Raw genomic sequence first — 16454 nt, 5'->3', positions numbered from 1 at the left:
CCCTCCAAAATAAAGATTTTGTTTAATTTACAGAATGTACTTCTGCACAATATACTGTAATCTCTTCCCCTTCGAAATCAGGATCATCAGCAGGTTTCCATTCTTCTTCTCCGACAAGTATTTCTGTTACATGCGCTTTAACAACAATTTTTTCGCCCCATTGATTTTCCAAGAGATACTTTTCAGCCTGTTCAACAAATTCTTTTTTACTTTTAAAATTTCTAACATCACTCAAAATGATTTGTCCGTCATAATCCTCGAAAAAACCTTTGACTGGATTTCTTTTAGCTATTAAGTTCTTTTGTACTTCAATGACTTTATCTCTTAAATGTTCTGGAATGTCTTCAACTAAAATATTCACATAGCATCGTTCTTGATGTTTCTTCAAGAACCTATAAGCTTTTTCTTTATTCTTCTTCAATAAATATTTTGTTTTAAGTAGCGCACCATATGCACTTAATGGAGAATGAGCTATAATTCCACCTGTAGTCATTTCACTTGCTATAAACATTCTTCTCTTATCGCAATACCTAGAAAAAATATGGAGTCCTTCAATCTCACCGCAATACTCATGTTCCGTTACGAATACACCATCCAATATTCCGAACACAGAGTATTTCACAAGGATTCCTAAGTCATATTTCTCTCCTACAATTAATGGTCCATTGACTACATTAAAGTAACGATCTTCTTCATTAAACATATTTGCTACCATTCCTGCGAATCTCATTCTCTCCATCTCCCTTTCTATTCAAATATTTTATGAAGCTTTTAAGTATCCGATTTCGCTTGCATAATCACGTATCTTTTTCATTTCTTCCTCTGACCAACCCCAATGAGTACAGTACAATCCACCATAACCATTTCTACCGTTCGAATTGTCATTTCCATAAATGAAGTCTGTAAAATCTCTAATTAGTGCCCACATTGTTCCACCGCTTGAAAAGTACCTTTCTTGCTTTTTGTTTTTATATGAGCTTCTTGTCATACGCATAGGAACATTTGAATAGTGATCTACAAACCAAAGGTTTCTACCATCATGTTTAAAATGAGCTGTTCTATTTTCATCTTCATAACGGAAGAAATTCTTTTCGTGATCTGCTAAATAATTAAGAAGTGAATTCACAATTTCGATACGTTTTTGCTTGTTCATTTCAATTCTCCTTTTCAATAAAATTCAAATTGTATGAAACTCTTTCAAATAAGGCTTTTGTTTAAATTTCACATCCGCAATCATGACAAATTACAATGGTTTCATCTGTCCCTTTTATCTCAATAGTTTCATTGTTTTCATGTGTGCATTGTTTCATTTCCCATCCCTCTTTCTCATAAAATTCAAATTGTATTAAAATAAACTAATTTACTAAACTAATTGCAATCAACGCACCCACTAATACCAAAGCAATAAATTGCATAGTGTTCTTGATTGTTTGAATCAATGTTTTACCTCCTTTCTAAATGGAAACGCGCCTCCCTATGTTCATTCCTAAATTTTGTATAGAATACCAGCGTATTTTTCTGTGAAAATTGTGCCTTATTGATTTTCCCCTTTACTATCAACCTCATCACTTAACTTTACAGAAATCACTAACTCCATTTTTTTATCAAGGTCTGCATCAATACTTTCTTCATCTTGTTCGTGCAAAAATTGAATCCATTGTTTTCTTAACTCTGCATTCTTATTTATCAAGGTTTGAGGTAATGTATAATAAGAAAATGTTTCCCCTTGTATATGCAGCCATCCAGTAGAATCAGATACTTGCGCATTATTTTCTAAAACTTGCTGTAACTCACCATCGTATATAAATTTCTTACCCTTGTTAAAAAATAACCGAACCATATAATCGTTCTTTAATTTTTTATAAAATTCTTTTCGATTCATATACACTGCACCGTCATAATGATATTGAATATCCATTGTAAAACCTCCCAATTTTATAAGAAATATTTTCTCTAATAAGATTTTTAATATTCCAAAAATGAACACGTATTAAAATCCGTATAGGCTACCAACAATCATGAGTGTGAGAACGATCATAGAAACACATGTAGCATAAAATCCATAAAACCAAACTTTGTCGGAAGTACTTTCATCAACTCCGAAATATTTATTTGTCTTTTTGAAAAATTCTGAAATGAAATTATAAATTTTTTTGAGAGGTTTTTGTTTACGACGAGGGTATGTTAAAATAAACTCATCGCTTTTGATTTTGAATAGATTATTTGTCACAACAAATCATCCTTTCTTTCAAAAGTTGTTGGATAGAAAAAGTCCTGTCGAAGTTTCCTAGGCCTAGTCAGGTCTTTTTCTTATGCAATTTTATTCTTTAAATTCTTTTAGAGCTAGCTCTCTAAAAAATTGTGAAAAAGGCTTCTTACTATCTTCAATTCGTTTCCAATCTTCTTCTGGTAATGTAATGGAAACCTTTTTTGTAATTCCAAGAGATGGGCGACCCGCACCTTCCCTTTTTCCTCCATGTTTCTGCATTGTGTCCCCTTTCTGTTATTTGATTTAAGTTACTTTTATTATAATGAATTAAGTTACTTAAATCAAGAGAGATTATTAAATTTTTTGAATTTTTTATTTCACAACAATTTTAACTCTGGTTCCATCTTTGAATTTCTCTAACTTATTTCCAACAAATGATCCGGCACCGCGATTATCTGAAGGATCAATGTGCTTGATGTGTGCGCCTTTACCACCTTCCAAACAAACCGCCATCGGAAATTCATCTCGGTCAAAGCCTTTCTTTGTTGGTACATTTGCCAGAGACTGTTTTCTTCTATCTGCTGCACCTTTCCGATCTATTGTGCAAATATCTGTTTTCCCTTTTTCAATGGCCTCTTTAATATGAGCGCCAGTTTCGGGATATTTAGAAGAAGGAAATTCTAAGACTTGCTCTACTTGTTCAGAACCGCCAGCCGGCTTCGCACTTGTTGTACTTTTTGTACTATGATTTGCTGAACACCCTGTAAATAAAATACTAGCAATCGCAAAATTGCCTATAATAGCTCTAGCGTTCATTTTCTTCCCCCTTATTAATTCTTATAGCGTGAAATCCTCCATCGACGCTCGAATTTCATCCGCTTCAACACCAATGTACTGTAACGTTTGCCTTTGTGTTGCATGACCAAATAACTTCATCAAATAGTACACATCTTTTTTTCTTTGATAATAATGGTATCCAAATGTTTTTCTCATTGAATGGGTTCCCCAATGCTCCGAATCAATCCCACAAGCCTGTGCCGCTTTATGCAAAAACGTATGAGCCATTTGTCTTGTGATTGGCTTATCTCCTTGCCGACTTGGGAATAACCAATCGGAATCTGCCATGTTACTTGTATATTTCGCAATCTCTTGTTGTAAAACCGTATTGAAATATACTTCTACGGTTGTATCTGTTTTTTCCATTTTAATTTTTATAACATGTTTCCCTCGAACATCTTTTACACGCAACCGTAAAATGTCACTAATGCGTAAACCTGTGTTAATTCCAAAATAAAATAAAAAGTAATTTCGATATGAGGAATTTTGCAACAGCCAATCTTTCATTTCTTCAATTTTTTCTATTGAACGAATTGGCTCTTTTGCCCCAGGTTTTCGTCCCCCTTTCGCCATAAAAAATGACCTCCTAACTCTCTGTTGTAAGCTATAATATGTAAAACTTAGTTTAACTATAACTATAATTTGTAAAACTATCAATACTTTTCTTTTCATTTTATAGCAAAAAAAACCAGTAATACCATAGAAAAACGCATGATATCACTGGTTTTTATGAGTTTAACATTTTGTATGTTTTGTAAAACTCATTTTTCTTTGTAATCTTTAAGTGTGTTCCAAAAGGTATACCTTTTCCAACGCACGATCCCTATCTATGAAACGTTGAAACATCAGGTTTACAAAGGTGATTCAAATCATTTTATAAACGTTTATTTTCAATGAATACCTTTATAAACAAAATGGTATAATTGTGGTAACAAATGTAAGAACCTGTTTAGAATCTATGGTATAATCTGTACAAAAAAGGATATTTTCTATGATACATAATTATACAAGTAATGTTTCACGTGAACAGTTTGAACTCATTCGAGAAGATTTAGAAAACGCGCGAAAAAGGACCCGTCCACGCACAGTTGATTTGTACGAAGTATTCTGCGGTGTGCTATACGTGCTTACTACAGGATGTCAATGGCGTAATCTACCAAGTGACTTTCCAAACTGGCAAACGGTGTATTTCTACTATCAGGTTTGGCGGAAAGTAGACGAGAATGGCATAAGTCTTCTCGAAAAAGTGCATAAAAAAATTGGTTGAAACTTATCGTGAGCAAGATGGACGTAAGAATCAGACAAGTTTCTGCATCGTAGATGCACAAAGCGTAAAAAACACATGGATAGCTGGAGAAAAAGGTTATGATGCTGGAAAGAAAGTGTCAGGAATCAAAAGACATATCGCTGTAGATACGAACGGTCCCATTCATGCTATCGAGATAACAACTGCAAATATAACAGACCGAGCGGGCGCCACCAAAATGTGTGAAAGGCACAAGAAAACACTGGAAAAAGTGACAAATATACTTTGTGATGGCGGATATACGGGGCCATCCTTTGCACAATCAATAAAAAAACGATTGGTTGTTCTGTTGAAATCATCAAACAATCTGAACTTCACAAGTTTGTCGTGTTACCGAAACGCTGGATTGTGGAACGAACTTTTGCTTGGTTGGAAAATTACCGCAGACTGTGGAAGAATTGTGAACGAACACTTGAAAATAGCAGACAAAGTTGCATATTAGCAGGTGTGGCAATTTTATTAAAAAGATTTTAAACAGGTTCTAAAAACCTAAAAAAGGAGCATACCATGTGTATGCTCCTTCGTGCAAAACAATAATTCTTTTTGCTTTCTTAAGGAATATGATTAGAAGATAAAATAAGAAACAAAGGCAATAAACATTAATCCTGTAAGAATTACACGCATCCAATTTATTAAGATTGATTCTGTATCCTTTAATAATTTACTTTGTACCCAAAAACAAACAAAAAAGATAATGATAATAACAACTCTATTGTGTTGTATACTAATTTTATTTAGCAAATAGTCGCCTAGATAAGAGCTATCATTAATTTTAACACTCATTAATATACATAAATACATAATTAATCCTGAAAATACAGCTAAAGTTAGCTTTAATTTATTCATTTTTCGACCACCCTTTATGACAACTATTTTATAATTTTTCCTCTCTAAGATTTCCCTCATGTAAAACTAGAATTCTAGTAGCTAATTTAGCGCTTATTTCAGAAAGGTGTGAGGTGAACAGAATAATAGAACCTTCACTTGCTTTTTGTTTAAGAATATTAATAGCTAATTTTTGAGCATCGCTATCAAATGTTGAAAGTGGTTCATCAAGTAGAACAATTGATGATTTACGTGCTAATACAGCAGACCAATACAATTTATGTTTCATTCCTAGTGAATACTCCTGTACAAATTGATCTAGAGCATGATCCATTTGAAATTCATTTATCATCTTAAGGAAGGAGCTTGAAAATTGCTTTTGATCTACATTAAATAGTTGTTGTAAAAAATCTGCATTTTCTGTTCCTGTTAAATAATTAAATAAATAAGGTTCTGCAGGTATATATGTTAAATTTGCTAATATTTCTTTTCTATTTTCAATCAATTTCCCTTTGAAAGAAATTGTACTTTCAGCATTAATTAGTTGTGCAATTATACGTAATAATGTAGTTTTTCCGCATCCATTGTCTCCTTTTAGCCAAATAATATCACCAGGGTTGGCTGAAAATGAAATGTTTTCTAGTAATTTAAGATTTTTATCATATCTAAAATTTAAATTTTGTATATGAAACATTTTTACTCTCCTTTAAATAGAATCTCATGAATACTGTAAGATAAAGCTTATAATGCGAACATAGTTTCCATGCATCCTGCAATTATTAATAAAAGTGTAATTATTATTGGGACAGGTATTATTTCTCTTTTTAATAAATTGAAATCAATCCCTCTCTTTTTGATACTTTGAAATATGAATCCCCAAATCATATATGGGTATAAACATGATAATAAAATGGCAGGTATCTCAAAAACCCCATGAGGGAGAAAAGCTGTAAAAATTTCTAAAGTCATATCATTTTGAACCATTACAGCAAGCACAATACCTATTAATGAGCCATTCAGAACTAGCAAAATTAAACTACCGATTCCATAAGTGATTATCCCTAATCCAATAGAAATCATTGATTGATTAATATTATGAGAAAAATAATGAAACCATGAATAGCTAGGTGGATCCGGTGGAAAAGGATTATGATGCCGTTGAAAAATACCTCCCCAAAAACAAGCAGCTAAAAAAATCAATGTAATAAATGCAAGCTTTCTAGAATATTTAGACCAAATACTTTGAAATAATTTATTTTGTTCACTCCTCATTTCATTACACACCTATCTTCTTCTTTTTCTTTTTAGAGAAAAATAAACTAAATCCCCATACAATGATTAGCATCATAAAAATATCATAGAAGAATGTTCTTCCTAATGAATGATCAAGAAATACCCCTATAAAGAAAACAATGAATAACAGACCATTTATTATTCGTTTTGGGATAGTAAAGAAATATTGAAGAACTTTCGTTTCATAAGTATCTAAACGAATCATAAATATATTTTCATAATCAAACCGACTACATAATTGTAGCCAATAAGTTGATAAAACACAGCTCACGAAAGAAAGCAACCAACTACCAATAATCCCTATACATAATTCGAGAATTGAACCGTCCATAATTATAAAGCCAATCATAAATATAACACTAATTATTAATTGTAGTGGGCACAATAATAGCGTTAATAATTTTCGTTTACTTTCCATATATTGTTTATCTGAAAAGGATGGAGTTAATTTCACTAAATCTATTTGTCTCAATTCACTTGATGGATGAAGGATAGGATAATTCCATAACCATAACCAAATAGTCTGTGAAATTGCAATCCAACATATAAACCAAAATCCTAATATGAAATTTGTGAAGTTATCTAGATTTCCGATGAAAAATATTGAAAATCCCACAATTGAACAAAAAGCGGGTGGGATAAGCAAGAATGTTTTCTGGGAAATCTTTGTATGTATGATTAATCTTTCAAGAATTATTAAATCTCTACGTATCCATGGATCCTTAGGATAAACTATTTTACCTAGCCATTGATAAAACTTAAAAATATCACTTTTAGATTTTTTTAAGGCAAGTGTATTACGTTTTTCTGTAAAATTCTTCTCGTTAGAATAATAAACAAAATAAAAGACCGTCATAACCAAATAACCAATGATACCCATACCTAAGATGTAATAAATCCAATCATGGTGAACCGCCTTTAATAATGCTTGAAAATGATTAATAAACACTAATTCAATATGTTTTGAAAAGGTAGAAAATGTTTTAAATATTCCTTGACTATAGATATTACTTGGAATGGGTTCTTTGATTAAAGGAAGAAATAGTGTTTTAATGAGTAACCAAATTCCTGCTGATATTAAAATTACCCTTAATAAATAAAAACGTTCATTATATTTTGTATTACGAACCTCAGTATCCCAAGACTGTAATATTGCTTTCTTCAATCTTGAAAAGTAAATTGATGAAATTAACATGATCCAACACATAATAAAAAAAACACCAATGATAAAATTAGGAGAAACTTTTATTATGATATATACTCCCATAGCTTGTAACATAAATTCATGAACCCAGAACATAATTACTTCAGCTAATAATGTTACATTTAGAAGTTGATTTTGATTATATTGAGACTGCCACAGTGTATCGATTAATGGATTATTACTAATACGATTTGAATTTTGTCTAGCCATTGAACTAGGGAGAATGAAATTAAACAAGAGCACAGCAAATATAATCCAAGTTCTAACTGTATCATTGGTAATACCTTCAAAGAAAAAGACAAAAAATAAAAAGAAAATATTTTGCGATAAAAGTATTATAATCCAATTTAATATTGTAGGTAATTTTAATCCTAGCTTTGTCCTTAACTTCTCATTCATACCTGAAAAATCTTGCCTAAGTTGTTCCAAGATAATATTTTTCAAAATAATTTTGTAGAAAATTAAAAAAACCACCTTTCTTTATATAAAAATACATTGAAATAAGGGAGAGATATAATTATCTCCCCCTAAGTAATAAAAGTATGATTGCGATAACAAGAGCTTACCAAACAACTGCAGCAGCTTTCATATCTTTTTTGATGTATTCCTTAATAGTAAAGATCGCAACGTCAACTGTAGCAGCTGCAACAGATAAACCACCTGCTGAAATAATTGCAGCAATTGTTGATGCTGCGATGATGCCATAACCTACTGAATCAACTGCATTAACGATTGCCTGTCCCATTGGTTTACCTACACCAAAGAATCCCATAGCTTCAAACATTCTAAGCACCTCCTTTAAAAAAATTATAATGTATGTAAGTCGCGACCTCAAAAACTATATCATATAAATCTTTAATCAAAAACATTTAAAAAGTATATTGGCAAAGGTAAAAAAATATGAACATTTTTAAAAAAATTAGGATAAAATTAAGAATTGGTCTTGTTTTAACATGCATGATTTTAAAGAAACTTATCAATTAAAGGAGGCATATTATGCAATCAACTATCATTCCCCATCCAAAACGGAAGAAAAAATGGATTATTATCGGGGTTATTGCACTAATTGTTATTGTGGCAGCAGTTAATATTTTTATTATGCAAGATAAGAAGAAGGGCGCATCAACAACAGCTGATGCTGTAAGTTTCGAGAAGGTAACAGAGCGAAAGCTGAATAATACGAAGTTAATTTCTGGTCAGGTGAAGCCTGGAAATATTGAAAGTTTTTATGCGGATCCGACTAAAGGAAAAGTGAAAGATATTGAGGTAAAAGAAGGACAAGAGGTAGAGAAAGGTATGAAGTTATTCTCTTATGACAATGAAGAGATTAATCTTCAAATGAAGCAAGCTGACCTTGATCAGAAAATGGCGGATATGCGTTATGATCAAGGGAAAAAGAAGATTGATTCGTTGAAGAAAGAAATTAAAAAGGCGAAAGATAGCGGAGCTGGGAAAGAAGTAACAGATCCGATGGACGAGCAAGTAAACGAATTAGAGATAGCTCAAAAGACAACTGACCTTGAGAAAGAAAAAGGAAAGTTGCAGAAAGAAGAGTTAAGTAAGAAGCAGAAAGAGCTTACGATCTATAGTAATTTTGCTGGTGTTGTTCAAAAGTTAGATAAAGATGCAGCACAAAGTTCATCTCAAGCGTTAGGTGGTCAAGGAAAAGCGTTTTTACAAGTAGCTTCTAAAGATCCATTCCAAGTTCAAGGTACGTTAACTGAGCTTCAAAAGTCACAAATTCAAAAAGATCAAACATTCACTGTAACGGCAAAAGCGAATAATAAGAAGAAGTGGACAGGTAAGATTACAGAGGTAAGTGAGTTCCCAACAAGTGCAGAGATGGCGCAAGCTGGCGGCATGGGTGAAGCAACTCAAAATATGTCCCAATATACATATAAAGCTAGCCTTGATAGTCAAGATGGTTTATCTCCAGGTTATCACGTTTCTCTGCAAGTAAACTTAGAGAATAAGACGATGATTGCTGTTCCAAGTAAGAGCATTGTAGAAAAAGGCGATGATGCATTTGTTTATGTTGAGGATAAAGGGAAGATTCGTAAACAAAATGTGAAAAAAGGTTCTACTGATGGAGATTGGACAGAGATTACTGAAGGCGTAATAGTGGGGCAAAAGGTGGTTAAAAATCCTTCCGACGATGTGTATGACGGAATGGAAGTGAAAGAGAAATGATTACGTTAAATAATATTTCTAAAACGTATTATCAAGGTAAATTGGCAGTGCCAATTTTACATGGTATTAGTTTAACAATTCAGAGTGGTGAGTTCGTTTCTATTATGGGACCGTCTGGTTCCGGTAAGTCAACGCTTATGAACATTATTGGTTGTTTAGATCGTCCAACAGAAGGCGAATATATGCTGAATGATGTGAATATCTTAACAGCAGACGAGTCAAAGCTTGCTTTAATTCGTAATGAATATATCGGCTTTGTATTCCAGCATTTTAATTTACTGCCACGTCTTTCTGCGGTGGAAAATGTTGAACTTCCGCTCGTATATGGTGGCGTGAAGAAAGCTGAGCGTCATAAGCGTGCTTTAGAGGCGTTAGGTAAAGTTGGATTAGCAGACCGCGTACATCATTTACCGAATGAATTATCAGGTGGACAGAAGCAACGTGTAGCGATTGCAAGAGCGATTGCGAATAATCCAAGGTTCATTATGGCCGATGAGCCGACTGGTGCGCTAGATACGAAGTCTGGTGAGCAAGTTATGGATATTTTTACGAAGCTTAATGCAGAAGGTACGACAATTGTTATGGTTACGCATGAAGAGGAAGTTGCAGCGTATTCTTCCCGCCGGATTGTTTTGAGAGATGGGGAAATTACAGAAGATAGAAGGTGTGCAGTATGAGTTTACTAGATAGTATGAAGATTGCCCTATCTTCTATATTAGCTCATAAATTGCGCTCAGCATTAACGATGCTTGGGATCATCATTGGTGTTGGTTCCATTATTACTGTTGTAGCAATTGGCCAAGGCGGTGAGGCTGCCTTAAAATCACAATTTGTTGGATCAGGAAATCAAACCGTTCCTATTCATTATAGTCCTGATATAAATGACCCTTTTAGTATGGATATGCCTAACATGCCAAAAATAACAGAAGAAGATATTTTTGAAATCAAGAAGATCCCAGAGATTGCACACATCGTAACAACGAATTCCGGTATGGAATCTCTTGATATTGAAGATAAAAAAGACATGGTGAATATTACAGGTTTAGACAATGAGTACTTCAAGGTGAATAAAGTGAAAGTACTCAAAGGACGTTCGCTGCAAGAATTAGATGTGGATCAAGGGAATAATGTTGTCATGATTAATAAACAAATGGAAGATAAAGTGTTTAAGGATGCCAATCCAGTCGGTAAAATCATTGAAATAAAAGGTCAACCAATGCAAATTATTGGTGTCTATAAATCAGATAATGAATTCATGGGAATGGGACCATCAGAAGCACTCGTTCCAATTTCATTATGGCCGACACTATATGGAAAAGATGAAATTCAAAATATTTCTGTTCAAGCAAAAACTGTAGATGATTTAGAGCAAGCAGGTAAAAAAGCTGCGGATGTCTTAAACAGTCGCAAACCAAGCGATGCAACTGGTAAATATGAAGTTATGAATTTAAAAGAGATTCAAGAAGGTATTTCAAAAATGACGGGTATTATGACAATGATCATTGGTGGTATTGCTGGTATTTCATTAGTCGTTGGTGGTATTGGTGTTATGAATATCATGCTCGTATCTGTAACAGAGCGTACGCGTGAAATTGGTGTACGTAAAGCACTTGGAGCAACACGTAGTAAAATTTTATTGCAATTCTTAATTGAAGCAGTTATGTTAACGCTTCTTGGCGGTTTAATTGGTATTGGTCTTGGATATGGCGGAGCATATATCGTTTCGACATTCGCGAAATGGCCACCGCTTGTTTCATGGGAAGTTGTTATTGGCGGCGTATTATTCTCCATGACACTCGGTATTATTTTCGGATTAATTCCAGCGAATAAAGCTGCAAAATTAGATCCAATTGAAGCACTTCGTTACGAATAGTTTACTAGTGTAGTAAAGATATTTCTCGCTACTACATATACATATTGTTCTAGTGGGCGGTTTGTAGCGACCTTTAAAAGATGTGAATCGCCCGTTAGAACGAATTATATAAATAGAAGGAGGCGCTATATATGGAAGCGAATATTAATACACAAGATGTAGGTGCGAAAAAGCCATCATTATTTGGAATGATTACATCTCCTGGACTACAGTTTGAAAGAATGAAAACAAGTAATAAGGTTTGGGGGGTGTTCTTCTTAGTAGCACTGCTACAAGGACTCCTAGGTGGTTTAAGTGCGTATGTTATGTATACCTCACCTGAGATGGTTAAAATGAAAAAAGAATTAGGTGAACTTGCTGGACAAAGTTCACTTACATCAGAAGTTATTTCTGGAATTGGATCAAGCTTTGCTGGTGCAATGGTTGGAACACTATTTATAGCAGCTATTTATAAAATATTTATGATGTTCTTTGGTAATGATACACCTTATAAAACTTTATTGAATATTGTAGTTTATACAAACATTGTCCTTATTATTGGTGGACTTGTTAATACAATTTTAAGTCTAATCTTTGGTACTGGAATGACTCAATATACGAGTTTAGGGTTACTATTTAAGGAGGGTACATTTGCATATGGAATTGGTAATACGATTGAAATATTCTATGTATGGAATTTAGTTTTAATTTGGCTTGGATTACACATTACAGCTGGATTAAGTAAGGTAAAAGCATCAATTCCAATTATTGTTCTATTCATTATTAAAGCAGTATTCTTAGCGGCAATTTTGGTATTAATAGCGAAATTTTTACCTGTGATGCCGTTATAATGAGATAGAATTAGAAAAAGAGTTCATTAAGAACTCTTTTCTTATTTTCTGTTGTAAACTTTTTGATAAATGTAACTATATTTTTAAAATGAGCTTTACAAAATGTATCTTTTGTAAAACTCATTTTATTCTATCTCTACTTTCAACTAGTATTGGAACTAATGTACAATTATAGTATTCGCAATAATTTGAAATCAATTTATTTTAGTTAAAAAGAGGTGTTTTAATGGCTATGCAGCGTGCTATAAATCAAAATGGTGAAGATTCCTATATTTGGATAGTCGAAAAAGGAGATGGCAATACATATTTCTGTCCACATTGTAAAGCACAAGTCAATCCTAGAAAAGGGGATGAGAGGATTCATCATTTTGCGCATGTACCAGGTAGCTCTTGTGCTTTTAGTGGCACTGGTGAATCTAAAAAACATGTAGATATGAAAGAGAACTTTTTTAAACACTTAAAAAAATATCGACCGGAACTTAAAGTTGATATGGAAGCAATCCTTATTCCAGGAAGACGAGCTGATATGGTTATCTATGAAAATGATCAACCATTTGTGGTCGAATTCCAAGCATCAAAAATAGAACGTGAAGAGTTAATAGCCCGGACAAAAGACTATAGTAAAGCAAACATTCCTGTACTATGGATTTTTCATATCAGCCGAGTGAAACTTGATGATTTCAAGAAAAATCAAACCGGACGTATTTCCAATGAACTAGTATATTTAAATAACGCTGATTCACTTTATATTTTAAACGACAAGGGTTTTATACAAAAATGCTCTTTAAGAAAGAAAGCGAATCGACAAGAAACATTTTATATAAATTTTTATAATGCACAAAGAATTTTCAAATTCAATAAAGTGGTTATGAATCCACCAGATAAACAAACCTTGTATTTATGCCAACTTGAAAAAGATTCCATACAAAGTGAAAAATTTTATTATTATGGTTATTTATTTAAGACGAATATAAACAGCCTTCCTAATTACTATAATGTAAAGCTAGAATTGGAGCGCTTTATTAAAAATGGGAATCTATACATATATGACAATAAAGATCACAACAATGAAGGCGTATACATGTTTAATTGCTTTATTCGTTTAGAAGACTCTTTTGAAAATAGGTATCATTTAAATGATGGGATTTGTTATTTATTTCAAAACCCTTTAACCACAGATGAGATTATAAATTTACAACAAGTACAGCTTTCTAAAAAAAACCTCTCTGACAAAACGAAAGAAGACAATTCAGCATATCGTGCAAAAGAAATTACTATTGAACCAACTACGACACCAAGAATAAACGGGGACAATATTTATTGTCCTTATCCTCAGAAAAAAAATATTCAACAAAAAAAAGGTAATTCCAAAGCGCAAAATGTTAAAGCACCATATTTAGTAAAGAAAAAAGATGTACCTAAGTTGACTATTTCAAACGAAGTGAACAAAACTAGTACACTACAACAAATAGCAGCAACTACCAATGAAACAGATGAAAATCTAAATAAAAAGATACAGACCTCTAAATATCATACTTTGCAAAATAATCCTATAAAAAATAGATATAGTGAAACCAAACATCAAAATAAGAAATTAACTATTTTTCAAAAGTTGAAACACCTTATAAATAATCTTTTTAAATAAATATACAATTGTTATATTCTCCTTTTTCGGAGGATGGGCAAAACCAAATATAAAAAACAGAGGTAATCTATGAGTAATGTTCAAAATTATGAAGACCAAGAAACATATTTTTTTCATGATACAACCTCATCTGATTTTGCAAACCTCTATCGTTATCGGGTACGCTCTCCTTTAGTTGAGGATTGCATTGAAGGTGGTATAATACATGATGTAGAAATTACATCTTTTACTCTGGATAATGAACGGTATAATTTTACTAGATATTATCTAACATCTTTAATTAAATTTGCCTTTAATATTCAAAGACGATTAGGATATGAAGAGACATATTATATGCCAGTTGAATATGGACAGAATATTTATCGGCGAGATTACTTTGAAGATACATTAGCTCTGGCCAATTCGATTTCTGATGATATGTTTTATGAAGCAATTGATGACATTCAGAATATATATACTCATACCCAATACATGCTAAAAGTATGTAACCTAATAGAAGAAGGAGGATTTGTACGAGTTTATCGTTCTTTAAATACTATCGAATTAGCACAAGTCCTTCGACAAATAGAAATAGGTGGTTTAAATAACCCGGAATTTACATTCGAAATTGATACAAATATTCTGCTATCTGGCCAGTACTTTCATAGTAAATTAGATGCAGTTTATGGCCATAAATTGATAAAAGTTTGCTTCAAGGTACCAGTCGAAGATATTATTATGTATCCAGATTTTATATTAACGAAATATGCTAAAAGAGCTTTTCCAGCTAACAGCTTAAAATGCGAAAATGAGATTTTGTTTGTAAATAGACATCCTAGGGGGAAAATGACATTTAAAACTAAAGATATATATCACATAAACAAAGAGGCTTGTTATGAAAGTATTAAAAAGTTGAATCAAAATAATGGACACTTGGACATTGCTACTAAACAATATACAAGTCATTATAGGTATATAAATGATGCTACATATTATTTAATGATGGATGCTCAATTTTTAATATTAAACAGCCAATTACAAGATACGCTAGCAAAGTTAAAGCCCCGTTTAAGAAAAAAAGTAATAAAAAACCTTAATGAATGGAACGCTCAATTTTGACAAATCAATTAAAACAATAAATTAACTCCCCATGACTTTAAAAGATGGGGAGTTAATTTATACACGCCCTCTATTATTATAAATATGGCAACCGAGATGTGCTTGTTTGCGACTTTTATATCGATAAGGCATTTCAAATGCATCTATCACTTTATCACAGTGAATACAAATATCTACTTTTCCAAACATACTTTGTAGTTTATTCGCGAGATGTATAATTTCATTTTTGTTTAAAGTAATTTGAACATGAGTTAAACCTTTGGAATTTACATTAGACTGACTGATTTCAACTAAATCATTTTTTATATGCGCCAATGTGTCATCTCTAATTAAAATGGTCTTCACCAATCCCAATCACCTTCCTTATTTTATATTCTGCTCAGGAAGTTTTAGGATTAAACTATTTAGGTGAAGTCTTTTAACATGTATTATCAATCATTGGATACAGCTTGCAATCAGGCAGTACTAACAGAGGATTCTAAAATTAGATGTCTTACACCAAAAGAAACTTGACGACTTCAAGGGTTTTCAGATTCGGCTTTTGAACGAGCAAGTAAAGTAACTTCAGATACACAATTGTATCGACAAGCGGGTAATTCTGTTAGTGTTCCTGTTATTTTTGCGATTGCACAACGTTTGAAATATCGGAATTTTTAATCATTTAATGATGTTTTACCCTAATACACTGTGCTAGTATGAAGATATAATTTAGAAAGGGAGGAAATCACAATGAATTACATACTTTTTAGAAGTGCAGATGGGAATACAGGGTATATGAGTCAACATGGAAATGGTGGCGGACATCATCGTGAGCCAGGGGGGCATTCAAGGGGTTAGTGTAAAACATATGTATTTTCACCACAAGTTAAGGTATACTGTGAAATGAAGAGCAATCTGTAAAGGTTAGTTGCTAGATATAGTGAGTTTACGCAGAGAAAAGATACAGTCGCGGATTATCGTGGCTGTATCTTTTTTTGAGGAGTGTTCCCACAACACACTCTATACATATAGACTTTTCTTTTGTATGGTAGAAGCTATTTTGATATGATATATACGTACAAACACTTGCAAAATCACAAACACAACAAAGACAGTCTGGCATAACTGTCTTTGTTGTGTTTTTTCGTAAAAAGAGGCGGTCTTT

19 protein-coding genes and 2 pseudogenes are annotated in these 16454 nt (G+C 32.6%); 8 read left to right on the top strand and 13 right to left on the bottom strand.

Annotation, left to right across the window (positions count from 1 at the left end; genetic code table 11):
- Window positions 1-22: 22 nt before the first annotated feature.
- The 7 genes from MHI28_RS34810 to MHI28_RS34780 all read right to left on the bottom strand — a co-directional run bounded on the left by MHI28_RS34810 (window position 23) and on the right by MHI28_RS34780 (window position 3619).
- Window positions 23-730 (bottom strand): hypothetical protein, encoded by a 708-nt coding sequence (locus MHI28_RS34810; protein WP_340829169.1) that lies wholly within the window; start codon window positions 728-730, stop codon window positions 23-25.
- Between the two features lie 30 nt (window positions 731-760).
- A complete protein-coding gene (locus MHI28_RS34805; RefSeq protein ID WP_340829166.1) occupies window positions 761-1153 on the bottom strand; it encodes a hypothetical protein in 393 nt (130 codons plus the stop codon).
- A 381-nt stretch (window positions 1154-1534) separates the two neighbouring features.
- Window positions 1535-1918: a hypothetical protein gene (locus tag MHI28_RS34800; RefSeq protein ID WP_340829163.1), complete on the bottom strand. Its 384-nt coding sequence runs from the start codon at window positions 1916-1918 to the stop codon at window positions 1535-1537.
- A gap of 72 nt (window positions 1919-1990) precedes the next feature.
- Window positions 1991-2230, bottom strand: a complete 240-nt coding sequence (locus tag MHI28_RS34795) for a DUF3961 domain-containing protein (RefSeq protein WP_340829160.1) — start codon at window positions 2228-2230, stop codon at window positions 1991-1993.
- 90 nt (window positions 2231-2320) lie between these two features.
- Complete coding sequence (locus tag MHI28_RS34790; protein ID WP_340829159.1) at window positions 2321-2488, bottom strand: CopG family transcriptional regulator; 168 nt, start codon at window positions 2486-2488, stop codon at window positions 2321-2323.
- A gap of 93 nt (window positions 2489-2581) precedes the next feature.
- Complete coding sequence (locus tag MHI28_RS34785; RefSeq protein WP_340829158.1) at window positions 2582-3025, bottom strand: NucA/NucB deoxyribonuclease domain-containing protein; 444 nt, start codon at window positions 3023-3025, stop codon at window positions 2582-2584.
- 21 nt (window positions 3026-3046) lie between these two features.
- Window positions 3047-3619: a tyrosine-type recombinase/integrase gene (locus MHI28_RS34780; RefSeq protein ID WP_340829155.1), complete on the bottom strand. Its 573-nt coding sequence runs from the start codon at window positions 3617-3619 to the stop codon at window positions 3047-3049.
- Window positions 3620-4037: 418 nt separating this feature from the next.
- Between MHI28_RS34780 and MHI28_RS34775 the strand changes: the two are divergent.
- Window positions 4038-4826, top strand: a pseudogene (locus MHI28_RS34775) (IS5 family transposase).
- Window positions 4827-4916: 90 nt separating this feature from the next.
- Here the strand turns inward: MHI28_RS34775 and MHI28_RS34770 are convergent.
- The 5 genes from MHI28_RS34770 to MHI28_RS34750 all read right to left on the bottom strand — a co-directional run bounded on the left by MHI28_RS34770 (window position 4917) and on the right by MHI28_RS34750 (window position 8458).
- Window positions 4917-5198, bottom strand: a complete 282-nt coding sequence (locus MHI28_RS34770) for a hypothetical protein (RefSeq protein WP_340829153.1) — start codon at window positions 5196-5198, stop codon at window positions 4917-4919.
- A 28-nt stretch (window positions 5199-5226) separates the two neighbouring features.
- Window positions 5227-5871, bottom strand: a complete 645-nt coding sequence (locus tag MHI28_RS34765) for an ABC transporter ATP-binding protein (RefSeq protein ID WP_340829151.1) — start codon at window positions 5869-5871, stop codon at window positions 5227-5229.
- Window positions 5872-5918: 47 nt separating this feature from the next.
- Window positions 5919-6449, bottom strand: coding sequence for a stage II sporulation protein M (locus tag MHI28_RS34760; protein WP_061656697.1), 531 nt, complete (start codon window positions 6447-6449; stop codon window positions 5919-5921).
- Between the two features lie 4 nt (window positions 6450-6453).
- Window positions 6454-8073, bottom strand: coding sequence for a hypothetical protein (locus MHI28_RS34755; RefSeq protein WP_340829149.1), 1620 nt, complete (start codon window positions 8071-8073; stop codon window positions 6454-6456).
- Window positions 8074-8236: 163 nt separating this feature from the next.
- Complete coding sequence (locus MHI28_RS34750; RefSeq protein ID WP_098507295.1) at window positions 8237-8458, bottom strand: uberolysin/carnocyclin family circular bacteriocin; 222 nt, start codon at window positions 8456-8458, stop codon at window positions 8237-8239.
- Between the two features lie 212 nt (window positions 8459-8670).
- Here MHI28_RS34750 and MHI28_RS34745 point away from each other — a divergent pair, with 212 nt between their 5' ends.
- The 6 genes from MHI28_RS34745 (at window position 8671) to MHI28_RS34720 (ending at window position 15310) form a co-directional block, all read left to right on the top strand.
- Entirely contained in the window at window positions 8671-9864 is a 1194-nt protein-coding gene (locus MHI28_RS34745) for an efflux RND transporter periplasmic adaptor subunit (RefSeq protein ID WP_340829145.1), read from the top strand.
- Entirely contained in the window at window positions 9861-10541 is a 681-nt protein-coding gene (locus MHI28_RS34740) for an ABC transporter ATP-binding protein (RefSeq protein ID WP_340829144.1), read from the top strand. Before MHI28_RS34745 ends, MHI28_RS34740 begins: the two co-directional genes overlap by 4 nt.
- On the top strand, window positions 10538-11737 hold the full coding sequence (locus tag MHI28_RS34735; RefSeq protein ID WP_086422460.1) for an ABC transporter permease: 1200 nt from the start codon (window positions 10538-10540) through the stop codon (window positions 11735-11737). The genes MHI28_RS34740 and MHI28_RS34735 overlap by 4 nt, the downstream gene beginning before the upstream one ends.
- A 131-nt stretch (window positions 11738-11868) precedes the next feature.
- Complete coding sequence (locus tag MHI28_RS34730; protein ID WP_340829139.1) at window positions 11869-12567, top strand: Yip1 family protein; 699 nt, start codon at window positions 11869-11871, stop codon at window positions 12565-12567.
- Window positions 12568-12793: 226 nt separating this feature from the next.
- Window positions 12794-14212 carry a competence protein CoiA gene (locus MHI28_RS34725; protein WP_340829137.1) on the top strand — a complete coding sequence of 473 codons (1419 nt, stop codon included), beginning with the start codon at window positions 12794-12796 and terminating at the stop codon, window positions 14210-14212.
- A gap of 69 nt (window positions 14213-14281) precedes the next feature.
- Window positions 14282-15310: a hypothetical protein gene (locus MHI28_RS34720; protein ID WP_340829135.1), complete on the top strand. Its 1029-nt coding sequence runs from the start codon at window positions 14282-14284 to the stop codon at window positions 15308-15310.
- Window positions 15311-15367: 57 nt separating this feature from the next.
- Here MHI28_RS34720 and MHI28_RS34715 read toward each other — a convergent pair whose 3' ends face one another.
- Entirely contained in the window at window positions 15368-15655 is a 288-nt protein-coding gene (locus MHI28_RS34715) for a hypothetical protein (RefSeq protein ID WP_000849150.1), read from the bottom strand.
- Between the two features lie 87 nt (window positions 15656-15742).
- Between MHI28_RS34715 and MHI28_RS34710 the strand changes: the two are divergent.
- Window positions 15743-15967, top strand: a pseudogene (locus MHI28_RS34710) (DNA cytosine methyltransferase); the annotation flags it as partial.
- Window positions 15968-16454 lie beyond the last annotated feature (487 nt).

The sequence above is a fragment of the Bacillus sp. FSL K6-0268 genome (assembly GCF_038005425.1).
GTDB classification, from domain to species: Bacteria; Bacillota; Bacilli; order Bacillales; family Bacillaceae_G; genus Bacillus_A; species Bacillus_A thuringiensis_S.
Note: the sequence above shows the minus strand (reverse complement) of the source record. Positions and strands in the feature narration are given on the sequence as shown.

What these genes read in the sequence shown, in the direction of transcription:
- MHI28_RS34810 (WP_340829169.1), bottom strand. Translation starts at nt 730, where the DNA reads ATGAGATTCGCAGGAATGGTAGCAAATATGTTTAATGAAGAAGATCGT.
- MHI28_RS34805 (WP_340829166.1), bottom strand. Translation starts at nt 1,153, where the DNA reads ATGAACAAGCAAAAACGTATCGAAATTGTGAATTCACTTCTTAATTAT.
- MHI28_RS34800 (WP_340829163.1), bottom strand. Translation starts at nt 1,918, where the DNA reads ATGGATATTCAATATCATTATGACGGTGCAGTGTATATGAATCGAAAA.
- MHI28_RS34790 (WP_340829159.1), bottom strand. Translation starts at nt 2,488, where the DNA reads ATGCAGAAACATGGAGGAAAAAGGGAAGGTGCGGGTCGCCCATCTCTT.
- MHI28_RS34785 (WP_340829158.1), bottom strand. Translation starts at nt 3,025, where the DNA reads ATGAACGCTAGAGCTATTATAGGCAATTTTGCGATTGCTAGTATTTTA.
- MHI28_RS34780 (WP_340829155.1), bottom strand. Translation starts at nt 3,619, where the DNA reads ATGGCGAAAGGGGGACGAAAACCTGGGGCAAAAGAGCCAATTCGTTCA.
- MHI28_RS34770 (WP_340829153.1), bottom strand. Translation starts at nt 5,198, where the DNA reads ATGAATAAATTAAAGCTAACTTTAGCTGTATTTTCAGGATTAATTATG.
- MHI28_RS34765 (WP_340829151.1), bottom strand. Translation starts at nt 5,871, where the DNA reads ATGTTTCATATACAAAATTTAAATTTTAGATATGATAAAAATCTTAAA.
- MHI28_RS34760 (WP_061656697.1), bottom strand. Translation starts at nt 6,449, where the DNA reads ATGAGGAGTGAACAAAATAAATTATTTCAAAGTATTTGGTCTAAATAT.
- MHI28_RS34755 (WP_340829149.1), bottom strand. Translation starts at nt 8,073, where the DNA reads ATGAATGAGAAGTTAAGGACAAAGCTAGGATTAAAATTACCTACAATA.
- MHI28_RS34750 (WP_098507295.1), bottom strand. Translation starts at nt 8,458, where the DNA reads ATGTTTGAAGCTATGGGATTCTTTGGTGTAGGTAAACCAATGGGACAG.
- MHI28_RS34745 (WP_340829145.1), top strand. Translation starts at nt 8,671, where the DNA reads ATGCAATCAACTATCATTCCCCATCCAAAACGGAAGAAAAAATGGATT.
- MHI28_RS34740 (WP_340829144.1), top strand. Translation starts at nt 9,861, where the DNA reads ATGATTACGTTAAATAATATTTCTAAAACGTATTATCAAGGTAAATTG.
- MHI28_RS34735 (WP_086422460.1), top strand. Translation starts at nt 10,538, where the DNA reads ATGAGTTTACTAGATAGTATGAAGATTGCCCTATCTTCTATATTAGCT.
- MHI28_RS34730 (WP_340829139.1), top strand. Translation starts at nt 11,869, where the DNA reads ATGGAAGCGAATATTAATACACAAGATGTAGGTGCGAAAAAGCCATCA.
- MHI28_RS34725 (WP_340829137.1), top strand. Translation starts at nt 12,794, where the DNA reads ATGGCTATGCAGCGTGCTATAAATCAAAATGGTGAAGATTCCTATATT.
- MHI28_RS34720 (WP_340829135.1), top strand. Translation starts at nt 14,282, where the DNA reads ATGAGTAATGTTCAAAATTATGAAGACCAAGAAACATATTTTTTTCAT.